At 61.1% G+C, this 21,212-nt stretch carries 19 protein-coding genes and 2 pseudogenes; 14 read left to right on the forward strand and 7 right to left on the reverse strand.

Annotation, left to right across the window (positions count from 1 at the left end; translation table 11 throughout):
* Positions 1 to 82 precede the first annotated feature (82 nt).
* Positions 83 to 1,162, reverse strand: a complete 1,080-nt coding sequence (locus ON753_RS00005) for a 4-oxalomesaconate tautomerase (RefSeq protein ID WP_265960497.1) — start codon at positions 1,160 to 1,162, stop codon at positions 83 to 85.
* The gene (locus ON753_RS00010; RefSeq protein ID WP_265960498.1) at positions 1,155 to 1,826 is read right to left on the reverse strand and encodes a 4-carboxy-4-hydroxy-2-oxoadipate aldolase/oxaloacetate decarboxylase; all 672 of its coding nucleotides are present in this window, start codon (positions 1,824 to 1,826) and stop codon (positions 1,155 to 1,157) included. The genes ON753_RS00005 and ON753_RS00010 overlap by 8 nt, the downstream gene beginning before the upstream one ends.
* Before the next feature lie 119 nt (positions 1,827 to 1,945).
* On the opposite strand from ON753_RS00010, the gene ON753_RS00015 reads away from it, so the two are divergent.
* The gene (locus ON753_RS00015; RefSeq protein WP_265960500.1) at positions 1,946 to 3,175 is read left to right on the forward strand and encodes a LysR family transcriptional regulator; all 1,230 of its coding nucleotides are present in this window, start codon (positions 1,946 to 1,948) and stop codon (positions 3,173 to 3,175) included.
* Positions 3,176 to 3,665: 490 nt separating this feature from the next.
* Here the strand turns inward: ON753_RS00015 and ON753_RS00020 are convergent, their stop codons facing one another.
* Entirely contained in the window at positions 3,666 to 4,274 is a 609-nt protein-coding gene (locus ON753_RS00020; RefSeq protein WP_265960501.1) for a response regulator transcription factor, read from the reverse strand.
* Positions 4,275 to 4,518: 244 nt separating this feature from the next.
* Here ON753_RS00020 and ON753_RS00025 point away from each other — a divergent pair, with 244 nt between their 5' ends.
* The 8 genes and pseudogenes from ON753_RS00025 (at position 4,519) to ON753_RS00060 (ending at position 12,097) form a co-directional block, all read left to right on the forward strand.
* A complete protein-coding gene (locus ON753_RS00025) occupies positions 4,519 to 5,763 on the forward strand; it encodes a pyridoxal-phosphate-dependent aminotransferase family protein (RefSeq protein ID WP_265960502.1) in 1,245 nt (414 codons plus the stop codon).
* Between the two features lie 9 nt (positions 5,764 to 5,772).
* A complete protein-coding gene (locus ON753_RS00030; protein ID WP_265960503.1) occupies positions 5,773 to 6,972 on the forward strand; it encodes a malate--CoA ligase subunit beta in 1,200 nt (399 codons plus the stop codon).
* The gene (gene sucD / locus ON753_RS00035; RefSeq protein ID WP_265960504.1) at positions 6,969 to 7,862 is read left to right on the forward strand and encodes a succinate--CoA ligase subunit alpha; all 894 of its coding nucleotides are present in this window, start codon (positions 6,969 to 6,971) and stop codon (positions 7,860 to 7,862) included. The genes ON753_RS00030 and sucD overlap by 4 nt, the downstream gene beginning before the upstream one ends.
* Complete coding sequence (locus ON753_RS00040) at positions 7,862 to 8,833, forward strand: 2-hydroxyacid dehydrogenase (RefSeq protein ID WP_265960505.1); 972 nt, start codon at positions 7,862 to 7,864, stop codon at positions 8,831 to 8,833. Before sucD ends, ON753_RS00040 begins: the two co-directional genes overlap by 1 nt.
* Before the next feature lie 58 nt (positions 8,834 to 8,891).
* Positions 8,892 to 9,884: an HpcH/HpaI aldolase/citrate lyase family protein gene (locus ON753_RS00045; RefSeq protein WP_265960506.1), complete on the forward strand. Its 993-nt coding sequence runs from the start codon at positions 8,892 to 8,894 to the stop codon at positions 9,882 to 9,884.
* 354 nt (positions 9,885 to 10,238) lie between these two features.
* Complete coding sequence (locus ON753_RS00050) at positions 10,239 to 10,832, forward strand: dioxygenase family protein (RefSeq protein WP_265960507.1); 594 nt, start codon at positions 10,239 to 10,241, stop codon at positions 10,830 to 10,832.
* A gap of 76 nt (positions 10,833 to 10,908) precedes the next feature.
* Positions 10,909 to 11,053, forward strand: a pseudogene (locus ON753_RS00055) (transposase); the annotation flags it as partial.
* Between the two features lie 639 nt (positions 11,054 to 11,692).
* A complete protein-coding gene (locus ON753_RS00060) occupies positions 11,693 to 12,097 on the forward strand; it encodes a hypothetical protein (protein ID WP_265960508.1) in 405 nt (134 codons plus the stop codon).
* A gap of 350 nt (positions 12,098 to 12,447) precedes the next feature.
* Here ON753_RS00060 and ON753_RS00065 read toward each other — a convergent pair whose 3' ends face one another.
* Together ON753_RS00065 and ON753_RS00070 are read right to left on the reverse strand one after the other, a co-directional pair.
* Entirely contained in the window at positions 12,448 to 12,933 is a 486-nt protein-coding gene (locus ON753_RS00065; protein ID WP_265960509.1) for an Hcp family type VI secretion system effector, read from the reverse strand.
* Between the two features lie 838 nt (positions 12,934 to 13,771).
* On the reverse strand, positions 13,772 to 14,059 hold the full coding sequence (locus ON753_RS00070) for a helix-turn-helix domain-containing protein (protein WP_265960510.1): 288 nt from the start codon (positions 14,057 to 14,059) through the stop codon (positions 13,772 to 13,774).
* A 201-nt stretch (positions 14,060 to 14,260) separates the two neighbouring features.
* On the opposite strand from ON753_RS00070, the gene ON753_RS00075 reads away from it, so the two are divergent.
* The 5 genes and pseudogenes from ON753_RS00075 to ON753_RS00095 all read left to right on the forward strand — a co-directional run bounded on the left by ON753_RS00075 (position 14,261) and on the right by ON753_RS00095 (position 18,030).
* Positions 14,261 to 14,425, forward strand: coding sequence for an exopolysaccharide biosynthesis protein (locus ON753_RS00075; protein WP_265960937.1), 165 nt, complete (start codon positions 14,261 to 14,263; stop codon positions 14,423 to 14,425).
* A gap of 118 nt (positions 14,426 to 14,543) precedes the next feature.
* Positions 14,544 to 15,533, forward strand: a complete 990-nt coding sequence (locus tag ON753_RS00080; protein WP_323054649.1) for an ABC transporter permease — start codon at positions 14,544 to 14,546, stop codon at positions 15,531 to 15,533.
* Between the two features lie 2 nt (positions 15,534 to 15,535).
* Positions 15,536 to 16,435 carry an ABC transporter permease gene (locus tag ON753_RS00085; protein WP_265960512.1) on the forward strand — a complete coding sequence of 300 codons (900 nt, stop codon included), beginning with the start codon at positions 15,536 to 15,538 and terminating at the stop codon, positions 16,433 to 16,435.
* Between the two features lie 4 nt (positions 16,436 to 16,439).
* Positions 16,440 to 17,288, forward strand: a complete 849-nt coding sequence (locus ON753_RS00090; protein ID WP_265960513.1) for an ABC transporter ATP-binding protein — start codon at positions 16,440 to 16,442, stop codon at positions 17,286 to 17,288.
* A pseudogene (locus ON753_RS00095) lies at positions 17,285 to 18,030 on the forward strand (ABC transporter ATP-binding protein). The gene ON753_RS00090 and the pseudogene ON753_RS00095 overlap by 4 nt, the downstream one beginning before the upstream one ends.
* Before the next feature lie 161 nt (positions 18,031 to 18,191).
* On the opposite strand, the gene ON753_RS00100 reads toward ON753_RS00095, so the two are convergent.
* The gene (locus tag ON753_RS00100) at positions 18,192 to 19,784 is read right to left on the reverse strand and encodes an ABC transporter substrate-binding protein (RefSeq protein WP_265960514.1); all 1,593 of its coding nucleotides are present in this window, start codon (positions 19,782 to 19,784) and stop codon (positions 18,192 to 18,194) included.
* Positions 19,785 to 19,948: 164 nt separating this feature from the next.
* Positions 19,949 to 21,097: a mandelate racemase family protein gene (locus ON753_RS00105; RefSeq protein ID WP_265960515.1), complete on the reverse strand. Its 1,149-nt coding sequence runs from the start codon at positions 21,095 to 21,097 to the stop codon at positions 19,949 to 19,951.
* Positions 21,098 to 21,212 lie beyond the last annotated feature (115 nt).

The following is a 21,212-nucleotide window of genomic DNA, read 5'->3' on the forward strand; positions in this document are numbered from 1 at the left end:
TGGCAATGGGCATCTACCGCGCCCGGCGGCGGGGTGAAATCCGGTTTCTTCGGGTTCGCATGAAACGGGAGATAGTCTGGCGTCATCTGACGGCCTCACCTTCAAGCTTGGGGAATACCCGGCCGTCAAACAGCTTGCGCGCCGTGCGCAGGACTGCCGCGCGTTCGACCGTTCCGTCCGCAGAAATATGACCGACGACGGTTATTTCACCAGTCGGGTGTTCGATCGACATGGACTTCTCCGGTCCGTCCGGGACAACGGCGATTTCCGCGCCGACGGTGCCATTCGTCAGGCAAGCGGTGGCGACGCTGACGGCTCCGAGTACGCCGATGGACTTGTGGCAGCGGTGCGGAATGAACGACCGGGTGGAGATGGCTCCGCCGTGCGCCGGCGCGCTGACCATGGTCATCTTGGGAACGGATTTTTCGGCGACATCGCCAAGGTTCATCATCGGTCCGGCCTTGAGGCGAATGGATTCCAGACGGCTCCGGAGCGCCTCGTCCGCTTCAAGTTGCTCAGGCGTCTCGTTTCCTGCCAGCCCTAGATCCGACGCGCGCAGGATGACACAGGGCATGCCGTTGTCTATGAGAGTTGCTTCCGTTCCATCGATGACATCGACCAGATTGCCTGTCGGCAGAAGCGCCCCGCAGGAAGAGCCGGCTGTGTCGCGAAACTCGATTGGAATCGGGGCCGCCGATCCGGGCACGCCATCGATCCTGGCGTCGCCGCCATAGAGGACCTTGCCCGCCGGGGTCTTCACACGGGCCACTGCCACCTGGCTGGTGTTTTCCATGAAGATCGTGACGGGTGTTTCGTCGGCACGTGCGTCAACCAGCCCCCGTTCGATGGCAAAACCTGCGACACCCGCCAGTATGTTCCCGCAGTTCTGGGAATCCGTCACGATCGGCTGGTCGACGAACACCTGTAGAAACAGGAAGTCGACATCCACACCGGGCCGCTGGCTGGGCTTTACCACCGCGACCTTGGAGGTGAGCGGGTCGGCCCCACCCATTCCGTCGATCTGCCGCGGATCCGGTGACCCCAGCACCCCGAGCAGCACTTCGTTGCGCGCCGCCGGGTCCGCAGGAAGGTCGGCGGCGAGAAAATAGCCGCCCTTGGACGTCCCGCCACGCATCCACATGCACGGGATCCCGTCAGACATATTTCAATCCCTTCTCCGCAAGACGCTCGCGCATGCCATAGATGTCGAGACCAAGTTCGCCGGCTGCGAGCCGTTGACGTTTGGCATCCTCGGCCGCCAGACGAGCCTGCGCCTTTTCAAGAACAGTTCCCGCGGCCTTGCGCGGCACGACGCAGACCCCGTCATCATCCGCCACGATGACGTCACCGGGAGAGATGGCGGCCCCGGCGCAAACGATCGGAACGTTCACCGAGCCGAGGGTTTCCTTGACCGTTCCTTGCGCGGATATTGCCGTCGACCAGACGGCAAAGCCCATGGCGGTCAGGTCCTTGACATCACGCACACCCGCATCGATCACCAGCGCCTTGCAGCCGCGCGCCATGGCCGAAGTTGCCAGAAGATCACCGAAATACCCCATGTCGCATGGAGCAGTCGGTGCAAGAACCAGAATGTCCCCGGCCTGAAGCTGCTCGATGGCAACATGAACCATCCAGTTGTCGCCCGGAGGTGCCGAAATGGTCACCGCAGAGCCGGCGATCTGTGCCCCCGCCCAGATCGGCCGCATCTTCGAGGACATGAGGCCGGTCCGCCCTTGCGCCTCATGAACCGTTGCAACGCCGGCTGCTGCCAGCCCTGCGATGACCGCCGGGTCGGCGCGTTCAATCGTCTGAACCACCACGCTCACTCAATCCACTCCCGATACGAATTGTTGTTTGAAGGAGAGTCCGCGAAGTCCCGTCGAAAAACCATTTGAAAGCAAAGCGCGGTTTATAAGAAAATGCTATAAGCGTGCAAATCAGACCGGTGGCATCTTTGAAAAACCAGCGTGAGTTCATAAACCTCCGGCACCTGCGGGTGTTCTGCGAGGTCGCGAGAAAAGGCGGAATTTCAGCGGCGGCAGAGACGGTTCGCCTGTCGCAGCCGGCCGTGACCCAGGCCATTGCCAAGCTGGAGACCACTCTGGATATGCCATTGTTTGTTCGAAGCAGCACCGGCATGTTTCTGACGGATGGCGGGACGATTTTCGAGCGCCGCGCGAACCGTGCGCTCGATCTCATCCGGACCGGCTGCAGCCTGGCCCTCAGTAAAAACGGCAGGACGAAAAATGCCCGGCTGCATCCGTTCGATCATCTGATAACCAGCACGCAGCTGCGTGCCCTGCTCGCGGTCGGGGAGTTCGGCAACTACTCGCTTGCCGCCCGAAGGATCGGTATTTCCCAACCCTCCCTCCACCGCGTCGCCAGAGAGCTTGAGAAGACTTCCGGGCTCGACTTTTACGTGAAGACCGCCCAGGGGATCGAGTTGACGGAGCCGGCGCAGTTCCTCGCCCAGTATACCCGCCTCGCTCTTTCTGAACTCCGTCAGGGCTTTGAGGAACTGGACGCATCGAAGGGGATCGACTCCGCCCGCATCGTGGTCGGCACGCTGCCGCTCGCGCGCAGTTTCATCCTTCCCAAGGCGATCAGCGACCTCACCCGGGTCCGGCCCGGCGTCAGCATCAGCGTGGTCGACGGACCCTACAACGATCTGCTTCATGGTCTTCGGCATGGGGAAATCGACTTCATCATCGGCGCTCTGCGCGATCCCGTTCCCATTGAAGATGTGGAACAACAGGAGCTTTTCCGCGACCGGCTCGGGATTTATGCAAGATCGGGACATCCGCTGACGCAAAAGGCGTCCGTCACCTTGGCCGATCTTGCCCGGTATCCATGGATCATTTCGCGCGAAGGCACGCCGACTCGAAGCCATTTCGATCAGTTTTTTCAACGCGCGGACATGCCTCTTCCCGGGCAACTGGTGGAATCGAGTTCGCTTGTCCTGCTGCGCGGAATCCTCCGCCAGAGCGACCGGCTGACGATGATCTCAAGCCATCAGGTGCGCGAAGAAGAAGCCCTCGGCCAGGTCCGCCGGATACCGATAGACCTCGCCAATACGGAAAGGCCGATCGGTATCACCACAAGGACGGACTGGAAACCGACGCAATCGCAGAGCCTCCTGATCCAGCTGCTGCATGAAGCGAGCAACAGCGCCTGAGTGCAGGCAGTTTACTTCAATGGTCTCATTCAGAGCCACGCAGTTCTCAATACATCGACCTTCACGCGCTTCAACCGGATGGAGCGGCACGTGGGCTGCTCGGTTGTCCTTCTCTTCGAAGACCAGCAGACAACAAATAATAGATCAGCCAATGTCCGATTTCCAAAGGCTGGAACTCAGGCCGTGCAATACTGCCCTCATGAAACAACATCGAAATATCACGATTCTATTGATGCAGAATTTTTAAGAATCGTGCGGGAAAACACATTGTCGCGCGTCCTCCGTCCCTCTCCGGTCAGAGGGTATGACTACGAGGATTTTGGGTGCGCTGAAAGTCTCGAACTGTGGGGCGACTCCACAAGGTGACCCTGTCGGCACATGCAAATTCAATAACCTGCGACGCCGATCGGCGTCAGGACCCCGCGCCGGTTCACACTCCGGCGCAGATCGCCGTCAGTCGTGGGATGTTCTCAAATCGTGATGCAACGCTCTATGGCATCTTCGATGCATAATAATAGGCAATGGCCTGCGCTCGGGTCCTGACGGACAGCTTGTCGTAGATGTTCGACAGGTGGAACTTGACGGTGTTGGTCGAAATGTCCAGCTGCTTCGACAGATCGCGGTTCGACAGGCCCTTGGAGAGCGCCTCCAGAATCGCCCGCTCCTTCTGCGAGAGGCTATGGATCGGGTCCTGCTGCATCGTGCGCACATCGATGAACGGAAACACCATCTTGCCTGACGCCACTTCGGCGCAGGTTTGCAGCAGGCCCTCGACCGGGCCGGAGCGGGGCACAAAGCCGGCCGCGCCCGCCTGCATCGCCAGCCGCGGCAGCTCGGCGGCAGTGTCGCCATAGACAATCAGCTTCGGGGCGGACACGTGCTCGCGCAGCACTTCAATCAGCTTGGCGGCCCCCAGGACCGGCAGGTTCCAGTCCAGGACGCCGACATCCACCGGCACCCGCATGACAGTGCCGAGAAAGCCTTCGGCGGTGGCGGAGGTCGCCACCAGTGAAAAACGTGCGTCCCGCTCGAAGATCTCCGACATTGCCGACAGAACCAGCGGATTGCTGTCTGCCAGCATGATTTTGATCTGTTCCATATCGGTGCCGGCCACGCCTTGTCGTCTGCATTGATCAAAAAACCACCCATTCGGGTAGGGTTCGTTTCGGCGTCTCGGCCGGAACTTGGAAAAAGGAATAGGTAAATCCCTACCCAATTAGATACCCAAAAGCAGTAGTAAGTTACGTTGTATCACCTGGCAAGTCCGGGGTTTTCTGGTGCTCGAGAAGCAGGCAAGGCCGTGGCCTGCTGCCCCCAGAGCCCGATGACGAGGAGCTTGACCGATGACTGTGCAGATCTTCCCGCCGCTCACGATCCCCGAAACGCTTGCCGCAGGGCCAGGGCCCGGAAACACCGATGCGCGTGTGCTGCAGGCCTTTGCCGGTGCGGGTGTGGCGGATCACATGCAGGGCGACGTCCTGCGCGGCATGATCGAGTGCAAGTCGATGCTGCGCGCTATCTGGGGCACGCAAAACACCTACACCTTCGCGGTTGCCGGCACCGGGTTCAGCGGGCTCGACGCCATGTTTGCCGCAGTGATGCCGGGGGACAAGGTCGTGGCCTTTGCCAACGGCACGTTTTCGGGCATCGACGCCCTGACGCTCCGGATCAAGGCAGCAACGCGGGAGGAACTCGCCGCCGACGCACTGGATCCGAAAGCTGCCAGCGTTGCGGTGATCGAAGTGCCGCACGGGCAGTCGGTGACCGGTGACCTTGTAGAGGCAGCGCTTGCCGAGCATAAGCCGAAATGGGCCTTCATGGCTCATTGGGAGACCGGTTCCGGCCGCATCAACGATATTCGCGGGTTCTCGGACGCCTGCGAACGGCACGGGGTGATGGGGCTGGTCGATGCGGTGTCCTCGCTCGGCGTTGAGGATTTCTCGATCGACGATTACCCGGGTGTCGCGGGCTGGGCGTCCTGCCCGCAAAAGGGCCTGTGCTGCCTGCCGCTGACCTATGCCCCGGTCAGCTTCAGCGATGCCTATATCGCGTCGCTGAATGCAACCGGCGCCTACACATACGTGCACAATCCGATTTTCGAGGCGCGCCACTGGGGCATCGTCGACGGCCACGACGTCGAGAAAGGCACCTATCACCGAACCCATTCGGGCTATGCCGTGGCGGCGCTTCATGAATCGCTGCGACTGACACTGCAGGAAGGCATTTCCGCGCGCGCCGCCGCTTATGCGCATCACGAAGCCGCCCTGCGCGATGCGGTCACGGCTCTCGGCTGTAAAGTGACCTCGGACATGACCAGCCTGGTGGTGCTGAACCTGCCGGACGAGCTCGCCGGGCGCGAGATGGAACTTGTGCAGGCCTGCCGCGCGGCAGGCTTCGGGATCTGGCCGACCCTGTCGGAGCCTGTCCAGGTGCGCATCGGCATTCTCAACCAGCTGAAGCCGACGGCCATCCGGGAGATCGTCCGGCGTTTCGCGGGAGCAATGCGGGCTCTCGGGGCGGATGCGGACCCGGCAGTGGCTGATGCGCGTCTCGATGAACATTATGCCGGCGCGGTTGCAGCCGAGTAGGAGGGACAGATGGATATTCACGAGTATCAGGCCAAGGAAATCCTCTCCGGGTTTGGCGTTGAAGTGCCGCCGGGCGCTCTGGCCTACAGTCCCGAGCAGGCTGCCTACCGCGCCCGCGAACTGGGCGGCGAAAAGTGGGTCGTCAAGGCACAGGTGCATACCGGCGGGCGGGGCAAGGCCGGCGGTGTGAAGCTGTGCGGCAGCGACAGCGAAATCTTCGATGCCTGCGAGGACATGTTCGGCCGCAAGCTGGTCACCCACCAAACCGGTCCTGAAGGCAAGGGCGTCTACAGGGTCTATGTCGAGGCCGGCGTTCAGATTGAACGTGAGATCTATCTGGGTCTGGTGCTCGACCGCTCCAGCCAGCGGGTGATGATCGTCGCGTCTGCCGAGGGCGGCATGGAGATCGAGGAGATCTCCGCGGAGCGGCCCGACAGCATCGTGCGGGCAACGGTCGAGCCGGCTGTCGGCCTGCGCGAGTTCCAGGCACGCGAGATCGCATTTGCGCTAGGACTGATGCCAAGTCTGGTGCAGCAGATGGTGCGCACGCTGCAAGGCTGCTACCGCGCCTTTACCGAGCTCGATGCCACCATGGTCGAGATCAATCCCCTTGTTGTTACGGGCGACGGCCGGATCCTGGCGCTGGACGCCAAGATGAGCTTTGACGACAACGCACTGTTCCGTCGTCCGCAGATCAGCGAGCTGCGCGACAAGAGCCAGGAAGACCCGCGCGAGAGCCGCGCCGCGGATCGGGGCCTGTCCTACGTGGGCCTCGACGGTAACATCGGCTGCATCGTCAACGGCGCAGGCCTGGCCATGGCGACCATGGATACGATCATGCTGTCCGGCGGCGCACCCGCCAACTTTCTCGACATCGGCGGTGGCGCGTCTCCCGAGCGGGTCGCCAAGGCCTTCCGGCTGGTGCTGAGCGACGCCAAGGTGCAGGCGGTCCTGGTCAACATTTTTGCCGGCATCAACCGTTGCGACTGGGTCGCAGAAGGCGTGGTGCAGGCGCTGCGCGAACTTCAGGTCGACATTCCCGTGGTCGTCCGCCTTGCGGGCACCAATGTGGAGGAGGGGCAGAAGATCCTGGCACAATCGGGCCTGCCCGTCATCCGCGCCTCAAATCTGATGGAAGCCGCACAACGTGTGGTCGGCGCCTGGAAAAACGATGTTGCACAGGCTACCGAAGTGAGGGCAGCGCAATGAGCATTCTTCTGGACCGCAATTCCCGCGTAATCGTTCAGGGCATTACCGGGCGGATCGCACAGTTTCACACCAAGGAAATGATCCGCTACGGCACCAATGTCGTTGGCGGTGTGGTTCCCGGCAAGGGCGGCGAATCCGTCGAGGGCGTGCCGGTGTTCGATACCGTCAAGCAGGCGGTGGCCGCGACCGGGGCCGACACAAGCCTGGTGTTCGTGCCGCCGCCGTTTGCAGCTGACGGCATCATGGAAGCCGCCGATGCGGGCATCCGCTACTGCGTCTGCATCACCGACGGTATTCCCGCCCAGGACATGATCCAGGTGAAACGCTACATGTGGCGCTATCCCAAGGAACGTCGCATGGTACTGACGGGGCCGAACTGCGCCGGTACGATTTCGCCGGGCAAGGCGCTGCTCGGCATCATGCCGGGCCATATCTATCTGCCCGGCCATGTCGGCATTGTCAGCCGCTCGGGCACGCTCGGCTACGAAACCGCGGCCCAGCTCAGAGAGCGCGGCATCGGTGTATCGACCAGTGTCGGTATTGGCGGCGATCCGATCAACGGCTCGTCCTTCCGCGACATCCTCGCTGAGTTCGAGGCCGATGACGACACGCAGGTAATCGCGATGATCGGCGAAATCGGCGGGCCGCAGGAAGCCGAGGCGGCAGAATTTGTCCGCAATCACGTTACCAAGCCCGTGGTCGCTTATGTGGCAGGTCTCACTGCGCCGAAGGGACGCACGATGGGCCATGCGGGGGCGATCATCTCCGCCTTCGGGGAAAGCGCATCGGAAAAGGTCGAGATCCTCAATGCAGCCGGCGTCATCGTTGCCGAAAATCCGGCAGTCATCGGCGAAACCATCGCCAATGTGTGGAAGAAGGCGGCGGCGTGATGGTGAAACCTTCCGTTTTCGTCACCCGGCGCTGGCCCGCCGCCGTTGAGGCGCAGTTGGCCGAAAACTACAACGCGGTCCTGAACACCAGCGACAAGCCGCTCAGCCCGACCGAATTGCGCGACGCGCTCAGGAACCATGACGCCGTGCTGCCGACGGTGACCGACAAGCTGGGCGCCGAGGTGTTGGAACAGCCGGGCGCCAGGGTGCGCATCCTCGCCAACTACGGCGTCGGCTACAGCCATATCTGCGAGGCTTCCGCGCAAGACCTGGGGCTGACCGTGACGAACACGCCGGACGTTCTCTCCGAATGCACGGCGGACCTCGCCATGACGCTGCTCCTGATGGCCGCCCGCCGGGCGGGAGACGGCGAGCGCGAGCTGCGCGCGGGCAACTGGCAGGGCTGGCGGCCCACCCACCTGATCGGCACCAAGGTGAGCGGCAAGACGCTGGGGATTGTCGGCTTCGGCCGCATCGGCCAGGAAATGGCGCGCCGCGCTCATTTCGGCTTCGGCATGAAGATCATCGTCCATAACCGCAGCCGGGTGGATGCTTCTGTTCTGGCAGAGTTCGGCGCGGTCCAGACGGGTTCCATTGACGACCTGTTGCCTGAGTGCGATTTCGTTTCCCTGCATTGCCCGGGAGGTACCGGTAACCGGCACCTCATCGACGCGCGCCGGCTGGACCTGATGAAACCGGGTGCGTTCCTCATCAACACCGCCCGCGGCGAGGTGGTCGACGAGGCTGCTCTCGTCCAGGCGCTGATCTTCGATACGATCGGCGGCGCCGCCCTGGACGTCTTCGACGGCGAGCCGAACATCAATCCCGCGCTGCTTCAATGCGACAACGTGGTGCTGCTGCCGCATCTGGGCAGCGCCACCCGCGAGGCGCGCGAGGCCATGGGCTTTCGCGTTCTGGACAATCTGGGCGACTTCTTCGCCGGCCGAGATCCGCGCGACCGGGTGATCTGACGCGTACCGAATTTATCTGGCCAGAAACCACCTGCCCACCTACTCCTGGAGATCCGACATGAGCTTTTTCACTATCGAGCAGGCACCCGCGCGCCTCAACCGCAGCGAACTGGCCGTGCCGGGCAGCCAGCCGGACATGTTCGAAAAGGCGGCTGCCTCCGCCGCCGACGTCATTTTCCTCGATCTTGAGGATGCCGTGGCACCCGACGAAAAGGACCAGGCCCGTAAGAACATCATTGCAGCCCTCAACGACATCGACTGGGGCAGCAAGACCATGTCGGTGCGCATCAACGGGCTCGACACCCACTACATGTACCGCGACGTGGTCGATGTGGTCGAACAGGCCGGTGCGCGCCTCGACCTGATCATGATTCCCAAGGTCGGCACGGCCGCCGATGTCTATGCACTCGACATGCTGGTCACCCAGATCGAAACCGCCAAGGGTTACGGCAGGCGGATCGGCTTTGAGCACATCATCGAGACCGCGCTTGGCATGCAGAATGTCCATGACATCGCCTCGGCCTCGAAGCGCAACGAAAGCCTGCATTTTGGCGTCGCCGACTATGCCGCCAGCACTCGCGCCCGAACGACCATCATCGGCGGCGTCAATCCCGACTATGCGGTGCTGACCGATCCGGTGCAGGACGGCAGCCGCGAGGTCCATTGGGGCGACATGTGGCACTACGCGCTCGCCCGCATGATCGTTGCCGCCCGCGCCAACGGTCTGCGCCCGGTCGACGGCCCCTTCGGCGACTTCAAGGACCCCGACGGCTACCGTGCCGCCGCCCGCCGCGCCGCCGTGCTCGGCTGCGAAGGCAAGTGGGCCATTCACCCGAGCCAGATCGCGCTCGCCAACGAGGTGATGAGCCCGTCCGACGCAGAAGTCACCAAGGCACGGCGCATCCTGGAAGCGATGGCGGCGGCCGCGACGGCCGGCAAAGGCGCAGTGTCGCTGGACGGCAGGCTGATCGACTACGCCTCGATCCGGCAGGCCGAGGTACTGGTGGCGAAGGCGAGCCAGATTTCGGACGGGGCGGTCGCGTTGACCTGAATACGCCGAGTGGCGGTCTTCGCGGCATCGTGAATGCCGTCTTGGAATACACCGCCTCTTGATCTTGCGCCGAACTTCTCATCGGAACTCCGTCGATCTGCCCCGGGCCGTTCCGGCGAACCAGCTCTCCCATCATCGTTGCGAGATCGTTAGAGACAACCACGATTCCAATCCTTCATTGGACGATCCGGGCGCTCCGCCATGTCCACCTCGGACATCTTCCGCAGCGCGCGACGGCGCGGCGGCTTTGCAACATATCCTCGACGACGATGTGATCGAGCACCATATCATCATGACGGCCCGGATCTCGCCTGTCTTCACCGGAGGCTGGATCGCATTGACGGAGCAAGGACCATGACACCGACACGCCGAACCGTACTGAAATCGCTGCTCGCCGCTCCCCCGGTCATCGTCTGCACGGGTTCGGCAAGTCATGTGTGGAGCCAGGTCTCAGAACTTCCGCCGACACCGTCCTGCGATGGCGGTTCGGAGCAGACGCCGCAACAGACGGCGGGGCCATTCTACAGTCCGAACTCGCCGCGCCGCAGCGATCTGACCGAAGATGCAGGATCGCAACCACGCTTTTCGCTTCTCGGTTTCGTGCTCGATACGCGCTGCCGAGCTATTCCAGGCGCGACGGTGGAAATCTGGCACGCCGACGAGCAAGGGGAATACGACAACAGCGGCTACCGTTGGCGGGCTCATCAATTCACGGACGATTCCGGTCGCTGGGGTTTCGACACGATCAAGACCCGGCATTACTCGTTCCGCACCCCCCACTATCATATTCAAGTGCAGGCGCCTGGAAGAGAGCTGCTAACGACGCAGTTGTACTTCCCCGATCATCCGCGAAACGGGACAGACCGTCTCTTCGATCCGCGCCTGGTTATGGCAGTGTCCGATCAAGGGCGCACCGGGAGGTTCGACTTTGTTCTCCCGGTCGAATGAGAGCCGCTGATCCGGGGCTTGTCGCAACCGATGACAGTAGCATTGCGCATCCTTTTGAGGAGACCGCGGAGGAGCCTGCCCGGTCTACATTAAGGGCTTGATCGGTCCGGGAGACCGCAAGAGCATTTCAGGCGATGGCGGAGAGGATGGTCGCAGCAAGCTACGATCAGTTGCACCATTTCAGTGCGAGCAGTCCCTGGGATCCCGCTCCGCTTGAAGCCGCGGTTCCGAGCTTTGTCTATTTTCCCCGATCCCTGTTTTGACCGGCCGCCCGCATCAGTATCGGTGACTGTTTTTGACTGGCATTGCCTTCTATTCCCTTCTATCGGCTCGTTACGATGAAATACTTTACAAAAACAATGTGTTGAGTTTCCCCTGGGTGTTGGTACGTGATCTAGGCGTTCCATTTCCAGGCATTCTTCCGCCGATATTCTAATAAGATCTGTTATCGGCTCACTTACGCGCTTTAAATCCCGCAAAAATACGAGGGCCTCGCTTCGGCGTTTATTGCCTGCTTTTGAGTTTTATCCAACAGTTGGTCGGGACGGCGGGACGGCAAGATAGAGAAAGTGAGGCACTTTCTGATTGCGATTTTCTGCCCGCAATCCTTTGGAACGCATTCGAAACTCTGGCTTATTCGCACATGTGCTCAACGTTTCCGTTGTTTCTCAGCGGGTTTAAGGGCTTGTTGACCCAAAAACGGAGTTTGTTGGCGGCGGATTCTGGAGACGCGGGCCGGGATCGATGTAGAGATCGCTCTTGAGAGTGACAGTTTTGCCGACCTGGCCGGGGCGATTGGCATCCGCAAGGCATCCATCCACTATCACTTCCCCACCAAGGCGATCCTGACGGCCGATCTCATGGACCGCTATCATAGGAAGGTCGCTGCCGCCTGTGCACAGATCGAGCAAACGCACGACACGGCCGCAGCCCGCCTGCTGGCGCTCATCGCGTTCTACCGCGGGGCGTTGAACGGCGGCACGACCCTGTGCCTGTGCGTCGCCCTGACAACGAGCCGTGAGAGCCTGAGCAACGAGGTCAAAGGCAAGATCAACCTGTTCCGCGGCGCCTTGTTGCAATGGCTGGACGACACCTTCACGCTTGGGCAGGGCGACGAAAGCATCCGTGGCGTCACCGACCCCTACCACGATGCCCGCGCCACGCTGGCCCTGCTCGAAGGTGCGCATCTGGCGGCCCGGGCGGAAGAGAACATCTCGGTTTTCGATGCCGCGACGCACGCCCTGCAACAGCGGTCCGCACCCTAAGGCGGCATGCATTCATGTCGAGATGCAAGCCATAGGACCACTCAAGACGAAGAAGACGACCCCCGATCCCTGCGAGATCGGCCCCTATTCTCGGATGAACCGGATTTGCTCCCAACGCGGTGGGCGGACCCATCATATCATGCCGATTTCACCTTGCGCATTGGTCCAAGACCGCGAACGGCCGATACTCAGCGCATCACAGACATCCCTACCCTTGCGCAGGGCAGGTCTATCTGTCTTGCCGCGCAGGCTCGGGTTCGGCAACGGCGCGTTGAATTCACGTGCCGGCAGAGAGAGTGGCTGGACCCGCTTGCCGCAACTGTGCGTCCAGCAAACGGGTCCGGCAGGTATCACTTCTTTTCGCTTGCCGCGATATCCCAGGCGAACTCCGGAGCCGCGCCTTTCGAGCCGTCCGGCTTCTGTTCGGTGTAGATGTACTTGTACTCACCGAAGTTCAGCGTGCAGCTTTCCGCGATGCGGTCGTCGGAACCGCTGCCACCGGTCGAAAGGTTGGTGACGATAATGTCCTTCATTTCGACTTTGATGTATTCAACCGGACTGTCGCCGGCGGCCTTGCGGATCAGCAGGGTCCCTTTGGCAATGTGCTTGCCGGTCGACAGATGCTGAAGCAGAACCGGGGTTGATTTGTCGACAAACTTTGTGATGCTCAGGTCCTGAAAAAAGGCTTTGCCGGAGCCGGAACCGCCGCCCATGTGGGTGGTTCCCGACTGGGATGCACCCCAGGACCAGGACAGGACATCGATCTTGTCCTTGTGGCTTTTGTCCTGAGCTTCACCCTTGATGCCCTCGAGTTCCAAAAAACAATCTACGGCCATGTCAGTTAACCTCGTTGGTCTGGCGTCCGAGTGGAGGCTTTCCAGTCGACACGCGCGGTTTCGGTTTGATTGGGGACACCCAGGGCGGCCCCAATTCTCGCTTATCCGCAAGCGCAAGACTGAATTGCGCCAAGCGGAGTGGCCTGGTAGCGCGGCAAGAACGACGCTCCCTTGCAGGCCCTCCGTACGGTTGATCTGCGCCTTTCTGATTGACCGTCTCGACGGCGTCCTGCACGCCCGAGCTCAAAGGTTACTCGCAGCTTGTGGGCAGGAAACCAAGGGGAGCAGTTCCCGTTGGCTGTAGACCAGACAATTAGTCTCTGGAAACTTGTACCTGCAACGAATTTGCGCCACGATCGGTTGAATAATACAGACGTTATGCTCGTTCATTTAAACATGAAGCTAGTCTGCCAGCGTGATTAGTCTAAACATATTCCAAATTTTTTCGCGTTCTTTTTCAGTTTGTAACTTATTCATCTAATCAGATGATGCGTTTTCCTGAAGTGACCTACATCACAACAAATGCGTGGATTGATTTCGGCAGGCGCAACTACGGTTGGGCTATCAAAATGGGAATCTCGACTGCGCCAATTCGTGGGCAAAGCCGATGCTTTCAACGAAAAAGGCATTATGAAATCATTGGCGGCGCCCACCGTCACCGGCGCCATCCTTACCAGATCATCATCAACAACGCCCACGGGATCAGCCTCGAACGCGTTCCCGTTCATGGCGAAGAGTGGACATCCGACGGACGAAAAGTTCAAACGTCACCGACCGAACTCGGGATTCAACCCCGGCGTGAAACGCTGAACTGTGCGTCAGCACTGGCTTTTGCGGTTCACGGGGCCCTTCGGTCACATACTAATTCCGCATCCTGCGTATCCGGTACCACGTCGAAGGTGCCAACGGGCAGAGACAGCGCTCTCGCAATCCGGTCTCGATACCCTTTCTCAAAGCGATGCCCTTCTTCAAGGCAGCGGATTTCGTCGACAGTCAGGCCGCAGGCCGCCGCCAGTTCATCCAGGGAATAGCCAAGATGTTCCCGGTAGGCTCTGATGACGGATGTGCCCTGAGCGGTGGCGATGGATATCACCTCCGGTAATTTGCTGGTTCTCGATTCGGTCATGTTGGTCCTTGAAAAACGGCAAATGAAATAGCGATGCCGGGAAATCATCCGGCAACGCCAACTAAACTGACGAAGGCTTCGTCCAGACAGTGGACACAAACGACGTCGAACGATCTGGAGACGGATAGCGCGTGAGCCTAACGCCCATGGTAAGGCAGGCCCGCAATATGCCGCGTCGCGATTGAGCGATCAAGCTCTATCCTGACCGCCCAGCTCATGCTTGGCCGGAGACCGTGGCTTCCGAAGATCGTGGCCGATCGCTCGGTGACGAGAGCTGACTTCGCGGCACTCATTGACCGCACCGATTCATGGCTGGCAAGGGTCGAGAGATTGCTCAAGCCACGCCTGATAAAACAGCGCGCTTGACAATCACTTTTCTGTATAACAAGTTTAAGAATATGTAATACAAGCACGGTCCTGAAATTCGGCAGGGCGGTCCGGGAGGGATAGCAACATGGGCGACAGGCGCCGTTTCGGCGGAATTATGACTCAGGCGTCTTCGATCCTGGTGACACTGTTCGGGCTGCTGGTCCTGACCTTCGTGATCGGGCGCGTGATGCCGATGGATCCGGTGCGGGCCATCGTCGGCGAGGACGCGACCAGGGAAGTCTATGAGAACGTCTATCGCCAACTCGGCCTCGACCGTCCCATGTGGGAGCAGTTCATCTTCTATCTGCGCGATATGCTCACTGGCAATTTCGGCACCTCCGTGCGCACAGGACAGCCGGTCATCGAGGATATTCTCCACGTCATGCCCGCGACGATCGAATTGGCGACCTTTGCCATTCTGGTCGGCGCGGGGCTGGGCATACCGCTCGGCGTTCTTGCCGCGGTCAAAAAGGACCGCTGGCCCGATCATGTGATCCGGATTTTCAGCCTTCTCGGCCATTCCATGCCGATCTTCTGGACCGGGATGATCGGGCTCCTGATCTTCTATGCTGCCCTCGGCTGGGTGGGCGGATCGGGCCGCATGAGCCAGTTCTATATCGGAATGGTGCCGGTGCGGACCAACTTCCTGCTGATCGACAGCGCGCTGGCGGGCCAGTGGGACGTTTTTCGGAGCGCGATCGATCACATCATCCTGCCGGCCTCGCTACTGGGCTATTCCTCTGCGGCCTATATCACCCGCATGACCCGCAGCTTCATGCTCGATCAGATGACCCAGGAATACGTGACGACTGCAAGGGTCAAGGGGCTGAGCCAACGGCAAACGATCTGGCTGCACGTCTTCGGCAACATCCGCGTCCAGCTGGTCACCATCGTGGCCCTCGCCTATGGGTCTCTGCTTGAAGGCGCCGTGCTGATCGAAACGGTCTTCGCCTGGCCGGGCTTCGGCCAGTATCTCACCTCAAACCTGCGCATCGGCGACATGAATGCCGTCATGACCTGTGTGCTGATCGTCGGCCTGATCTTCATCGGCCTGAACCTCCTGTCCGACATTCTCTACCGCGTATTCGATCCGAGGACTCGATGACCATGTCAGATGCCACCCAGCTCAAGTCGGGCCGTCGCAGAACCACGCCGCATGCGCTCCTGGCGCTGAGGAACATTGCGGTCTTCCTGGCGAAATCGCCGACCTCCGCCTTCGGGATGGTCGTGCTGGCCATTCTGATCTTCTGCGCGGCGTTCGCACCCCTGCTGGCGACCCATGATCCATACGTGCAGAACCTGCAGGCGACGCTGCAGCCGCCGGGTCCGGATCATTTTTTCGGGACGGACGAACTCGGGCGCGATATCTACAGCCGCCTTCTTCACGGTTCGCGGATCACGCTCAGGATCATTTTTCTCGTCACGGTCGTCGTCGGTCCCATCGGGCTCCTTGTCGGCACGGTTGCCGGCTATTTCGGCGGCCGCACGGACACTATCCTGATGCGCCTGACCGATATTTTCCTGTCCTTTCCGTCGCTCATCCTGTCGCTGGCCTTTGTCGCCGCGCTCGGGCCGAGCCTCAGCAATGCCATCATCGCGATCTCGCTCACGGCCTGGCCGCCGATCGCGCGGCTTGCCCGCGCCGAAACCATGACTTTCCGCAGCGCGGATTACATCGCGGCCGCACGTCTGCAAGGAGCATCCTCCGCACGTATCATCTGGCGTTCCATCGTGCCGATGTGCCTGCCGTCCGTCGTCATCCGTCTCACGCTCAACATGGCGACGGTGATCCTGACGGCGGCCGGCCTGGGTTTTCTCGGTCTCGGTGCACAGCCACCGCTTCCTGAATGGGGCGCCATGATCGCGACCGGGCGGCGCTACATGATCGACAGCTGGTGGCTTGTCACCTTCCCCGGCATCGCCATCCTTTGCGTCAGCCTCGCATTCAACCTGCTTGGCGACGGCCTGCGCGACGCGCTCGATCCCAAGCAGATGAACCGGAGGTAAGGCCATGCAGACTGACACCCTGCTCGAGGTCAGCGACCTCTCGATCCGGTATCGCGGCACTGCCGTGCCGGCGGTCCGCAACGCCAGCTTCACGCTTGGCCGCGAGCGGCTCGGCATCGTCGGCGAAAGCGGATCCGGCAAATCGACCATCGGTCGCGCGCTACTCAAACTGCTGCCGACGGCCGATCTCACCGCAAGGACGATGCGCTTCGGCGGGACCGATCTGCTGAACGCCAGCGAACGCGATATGCTGAAGATTCGCGGCGCGCGCATGAGCATGATCCTGCAGGATCCGAAATTCTCGCTCAATCCGATCCAGCGCTGCGGCGCCCAGGTGGCGGAAGCCTATCGCAGGCATTTCCGCTGTTCGGCCCGCGAGGCGCGGCAGCGCGTTGTCGATATGCTCGCCGCCGTGCAGATCCGCGAGCCGGAGCGCGTCTACAATCTCTACCCGCACGAGGTTTCCGGGGGCATGGGCCAACGCATCATGATCGCCATGATGCTGCTGACCAACCCCGACCTGGTGATCGCGGACGAGCCGACTTCGGCTCTCGATGTGACGGTCCGGCTCCAGGTTCTGGAAATCCTCGACAGGCTGGTGCGCGAAAAGGGCATCGGCCTCATCATGATTTCGCATGATCTCAACCTGGTGCGGAATTTCTGCGACAGGGTGCTGATCATGTATGCGGGGCGGATTGTCGAAACACTTGCGGCCGGCGATCTCGATCGCGCCGAACATCCCTATACACGCGGCCTTCTGGCTGCCCAACCGCGCATCGGCGGGCCGCGGCAGCCGCTGCCTGTGCTCAAGCGCGACAAGAGCTGGCTTGAGGCCGGGAAGGCGAGCGCATGAAATCGATCAGCGTCGAAAAGATGTCCATCCGCTTCGGTCCGGTCACGGTACTGCCGGACGTCAGTTTCGACGTCGCGGCTGGTGAGTGTTTCGGCCTTGTCGGGGAATCCGGCTCGGGCAAATCGACGGTCCTCAGATGTGCCTCGCTGCTTTTGACGAGTTGGCAGGGCGATGTCAGGTTCGGTGGACGGTCCGTGCGCGACCTGCCGCTTGCAGAGCGATGCCGTACCGTGCAGATGGTCTTTCAGGATCCTTATGGCTCGCTCCATCCGCGCCATTCCATGCGCACGGTGTTGAGCGAACCGCTGAAGATCCATGGGATCGGAGACCGCGAGGAACGCATGGCCAGGGCGCTGCAGGATGTCGGGCTGCCGATTGCATTTCTCGATCGTTATCCGCACCAGCTTTCCGGGGGCAGCGGCAGCGCGTGGCGATTGCCCGGGCGCTGATCCTGGAGCCGGAAGTTCTGTTCCTTGACGAACCGACTTCTGCGCTCGACGTTTCGGTCCAGGCCGAGATCATCAATCTTCTCGTTCGCCTGCGGGAGGAAAAGGGTTTCACCTATCTGATGGTCAGTCACGATCTCGCGGTAATCGACCACATGTGCGACAGGTTCGCGGTCATGCAGGCGGGCGATGTCGTTGAGGTGCTGCCGCGCGAGGCGATCCCCGGCAACGATGCCACGGCGCCCTACGCCCGTGAGCTCATTGCTGCCAGCCTTGCTTATGAGCGGGCGATCTAATCGCTGCAGTTGCTGATACGCGAAGAATGAGGCCGGCCGGCGTGCCGGCCTTTTCGGCTTTTCCGATGGTCCCAACTCAGGCGCCGGACGCTGATAGGACGCCAGACAAGAAAAAGGGAGGCGGTTCCAGGATCCGCCTCCCCCTTTCGATAGTCGGCGTTCTACCTGTTCTTCGTCACGTCCTCGAAGCGGGACACCCAGGGATCGATGATAATGCCGCTGACGTCATCCTGATAGGCCGCCGTAACCACGCGTTCCGAGAAAGGCTGGATTGAGGTCACCTTTTCATCGATCAGGCGCTGGATATCCTCATACATGCCGATCTGCTTGTCGTCGTCGCGCTCGATCAGCGCGGCTTCGATCAGGTTGTTGAGTTCTTCGTCCTGAAAGCTGGTGCGCCAGCCCTGGTAGTTGGTAAGCCCCGCTTCCTGGCTGTTGTCGGGATTGTAGATAAGGGCGCGAAGGTTGGAATCGGGATGGGGCTGCTGGCCGCCGCCGCCACGCCCGACCAACAGTTCGAAATCGCGTTCCCGCATGGCACCGTAGATCTGCCCGCCATCGCCGGTGATGATCTTTGCATTGATGCCGGCCTGGGCCAGCGTGCCCTGGATGGCGGTTGCGCTGTCGAGGAATTCCTGGGTGGAGATCACGCGGATCGTCGTGTCGAAGCCCTCCGGATAGCCGGCCTCCGCCAGAAGCTGCCTGGCCTTTGCGACGTCGAGCTTGTAGCCGGGATCCGGCAGAGCCGCGAACGCCGTCGAGTTGACGGGCCTCTGCCGCTTCACGCCGAAAAAGGGCATGATGGCGCCGTTGATGCCGTCATAATCGATGAGATGGCGCAGCGCGTCACGAACCTTCTTGTCGGCGAAGCGCTCGTCCTTCATGGAAACGGCAAGATAATAGAAGCCGGCGCTCGGCACGGTTTCCACCATGATGCCTTCTTCCTGCGACAAGGCCTTCAGATCCGGGGCGGCGAGCGAAAAGGCCACGTCGAAATCGCCCTGTTCCAGCCCGAGCCGCTGGGTCTGGGACTCCGGCAGATGCCGCATGAGGACGCGCGCCATTTCCGGCGGCCCGTCCCAGAAACCATCGTTCCGGGTCATGATGACATATTCGTTTGCCCGCCATTCCCCCAATGTGTAAGCCCCGGAGCCGGCGGAATTGTTGGTCAGCCAGGCACGGCCCATGTCGCCGTTTTCCTCATGCTCCTGAACGAGTTTGGAATCGAGGATGGACCCGACACCGGCCTGGGCCAGGTACATGAGGATGACCTTTGGGTCGCCCTTTTCCGGCAGGTTGAGCGTGAAGGTCAGGTCATCGTCGACGACGAAGTGCCTGTCGACGTCCTCGGAGGTGAAACCGCGGCTTTTCAGGCCCGACGCCTGCGCCAGATTGAGCGTCAGATTGCGGTCAAAACTGTATTTGACGTCATGGGCGGTCAGGGGATTGCCGGAGGCGAAAGTCAGCCCCGGTTTCAGGTGAAAGGTCACCGACATGTTGTCGTCGGAAATTTCCCAGCTTTCGGCAACACGAGGCCGCAACGCCTTGGTCTGCGGGTCGAGCTCCACCAGCGCATCATAGAAATTGTTCAGGATCTGAACCGCTTCCCCGCCGGTGATGGCTGCCGGATCCATCGTCAGCACATTGGTCATGTTGAAGGCGGCGATCAGCTGGTTCTCGGGCGTTTCGGCCCAGACGGGGCTCGAAAACGCCATCAGGGACGCCAGTGCGACCCCACTCAATAGATGTCTCATATCTCCTCCCAAAGGCTCCATGACATCCTCAGAATATCCCGACCCGGATGCCGGGGCCGGTTCAGATCAGCGGACGGTCGTTCGGAACCAACCGAGCGTCCTGAAGGCTGATCAATCTCAAATTGTTGGAGCATCCTGTCCGCGGCCGCCGGGACGTTGGATGCTCACGCAACGCGGTTGTTTTCGATCTGCTCGAAATTGATGTCCTCGCCGAGGCCGGGACGATCCGGCACATGGACGTATCCGTCTTCGTTCATCGGATCGGAAAGCGAATGGAGATAGTCGAGCCCGTCGTCATATTCGAGGAACGGATGCAGAAGCCCCCGCTCATACCATTTGCAGGCCTTCGAAGCGGCGGCCACATGCAGGTTCATGGCCGTATTGCCGTGAACCTCGCACGCCATTCCGAAGCTTTCGGCAAGGTGCATGGTCTTCAGGGCCGGTGTGATGCCGCCGACGTCGTTGACGCCGGTGCGAAGAATGTCGCAGGCGCCGTGACGCAGCCATTCGGCCCGTGCCCAATGTTTGCCTGCCGCGCTTTCGGGGCCAAGGACCGGGATGGACAGGTTCTCCGTGAGCCACTGGTAGGAGGACATGGACTGCTCGTCCATCGGCTCCTCGATCCAGGCGAAGCCAAGCTTTTCCAGACCCCGGCCCAGTTCCAGCGCTTCGGTGCGGGAATACCAGTGAAAGGCGTCGAGCATGAGCGCGATGTCGGGACCGACCGCCTCGCGCACGGCTGCGCAGGCCTTCAGATCCATCTTCACGTCCGGCGCCCAGCTGACGGGGGGCATCCAGGTATGCAGCTTGATGCCCTTGTAGCCACGCGCCACAAGCTTTTCAGCGAAGCGGCCGTAATCTTCGGGCGTCGCCAATCCGCCCTCCAACTCGTCTCCGCACATGATTGAGCCATAGGCGGGTACCTTGTCCCGATAGGCGCCGATGAGCTTGTGGACCGGCTGGCCCAGGACGCGGCCGGCAAGATCCCACAGCGCGCAATCCACCACCGCCAGCGTGCGGTCCGTCAGCTGCGCCGCCGAGCCGCGCTGCCAATGCGCCAGGTCCTGCCACAACCGTTCGCGGTCGCGATGGTCCTGCCCGATCAGGACCCTGCGCACATACTTTTCAATGACATCCGGCCGCACCACTTCCGGCGAAGCGAAGGAATGGCCTTCGCCGCCGTCTTCCGTACGAATTGTGAGAATGGCCATTTTGACCGTGTGTTCGGGGCCGGGATGCGCGTGTCCGGCACTGTCCACGTGCCGGCGCGTTGTGTGATCGAAAATGCGCACTGCCACATCCGTGATGATCACCGTTTAGTCTCCCGTTCGATCGTGCTGCCCAAAGTCATCAGACATGTTGTATAATCTGTATAACATCTTACTACGACAAGTCTGTGGGGCAGGTCAACGGAAAATGTGTCGAAGC

Source organism: Roseibium salinum (assembly GCF_026240905.1).
GTDB lineage: Bacteria > Pseudomonadota > Alphaproteobacteria > Rhizobiales > Stappiaceae > Roseibium > Roseibium salinum.

Bases quoted from the DNA above. Each gene is read 5' to 3' on its own strand.
- ON753_RS00005 (WP_265960497.1), bottom strand. From the start codon at position 1,162: ATGTCTGACGGGATCCCGTGCATGTGGATGCGTGGCGGGACGTCCAAG.
- ON753_RS00020 (WP_265960501.1), bottom strand. From the start codon at position 4,274: ATGGAACAGATCAAAATCATGCTGGCAGACAGCAATCCGCTGGTTCTG.
- ON753_RS00025 (WP_265960502.1), top strand. From the start codon at position 4,519: ATGACTGTGCAGATCTTCCCGCCGCTCACGATCCCCGAAACGCTTGCC.
- ON753_RS00030 (WP_265960503.1), top strand. From the start codon at position 5,773: ATGGATATTCACGAGTATCAGGCCAAGGAAATCCTCTCCGGGTTTGGC.
- sucD (WP_265960504.1), top strand. From the start codon at position 6,969: ATGAGCATTCTTCTGGACCGCAATTCCCGCGTAATCGTTCAGGGCATT.
- ON753_RS00040 (WP_265960505.1), top strand. From the start codon at position 7,862: ATGGTGAAACCTTCCGTTTTCGTCACCCGGCGCTGGCCCGCCGCCGTT.
- ON753_RS00045 (WP_265960506.1), top strand. From the start codon at position 8,892: ATGAGCTTTTTCACTATCGAGCAGGCACCCGCGCGCCTCAACCGCAGC.
- ON753_RS00050 (WP_265960507.1), top strand. From the start codon at position 10,239: ATGACACCGACACGCCGAACCGTACTGAAATCGCTGCTCGCCGCTCCC.
- ON753_RS00060 (WP_265960508.1), top strand. From the start codon at position 11,693: ATGGACCGCTATCATAGGAAGGTCGCTGCCGCCTGTGCACAGATCGAG.
- ON753_RS00065 (WP_265960509.1), bottom strand. From the start codon at position 12,933: ATGGCCGTAGATTGTTTTTTGGAACTCGAGGGCATCAAGGGTGAAGCT.
- ON753_RS00070 (WP_265960510.1), bottom strand. From the start codon at position 14,059: ATGACCGAATCGAGAACCAGCAAATTACCGGAGGTGATATCCATCGCC.
- ON753_RS00080 (WP_323054649.1), top strand. From the start codon at position 14,544: ATGACTCAGGCGTCTTCGATCCTGGTGACACTGTTCGGGCTGCTGGTC.
- ON753_RS00085 (WP_265960512.1), top strand. From the start codon at position 15,536: ATGTCAGATGCCACCCAGCTCAAGTCGGGCCGTCGCAGAACCACGCCG.
- ON753_RS00090 (WP_265960513.1), top strand. From the start codon at position 16,440: ATGCAGACTGACACCCTGCTCGAGGTCAGCGACCTCTCGATCCGGTAT.
- ON753_RS00100 (WP_265960514.1), bottom strand. From the start codon at position 19,784: ATGAGACATCTATTGAGTGGGGTCGCACTGGCGTCCCTGATGGCGTTT.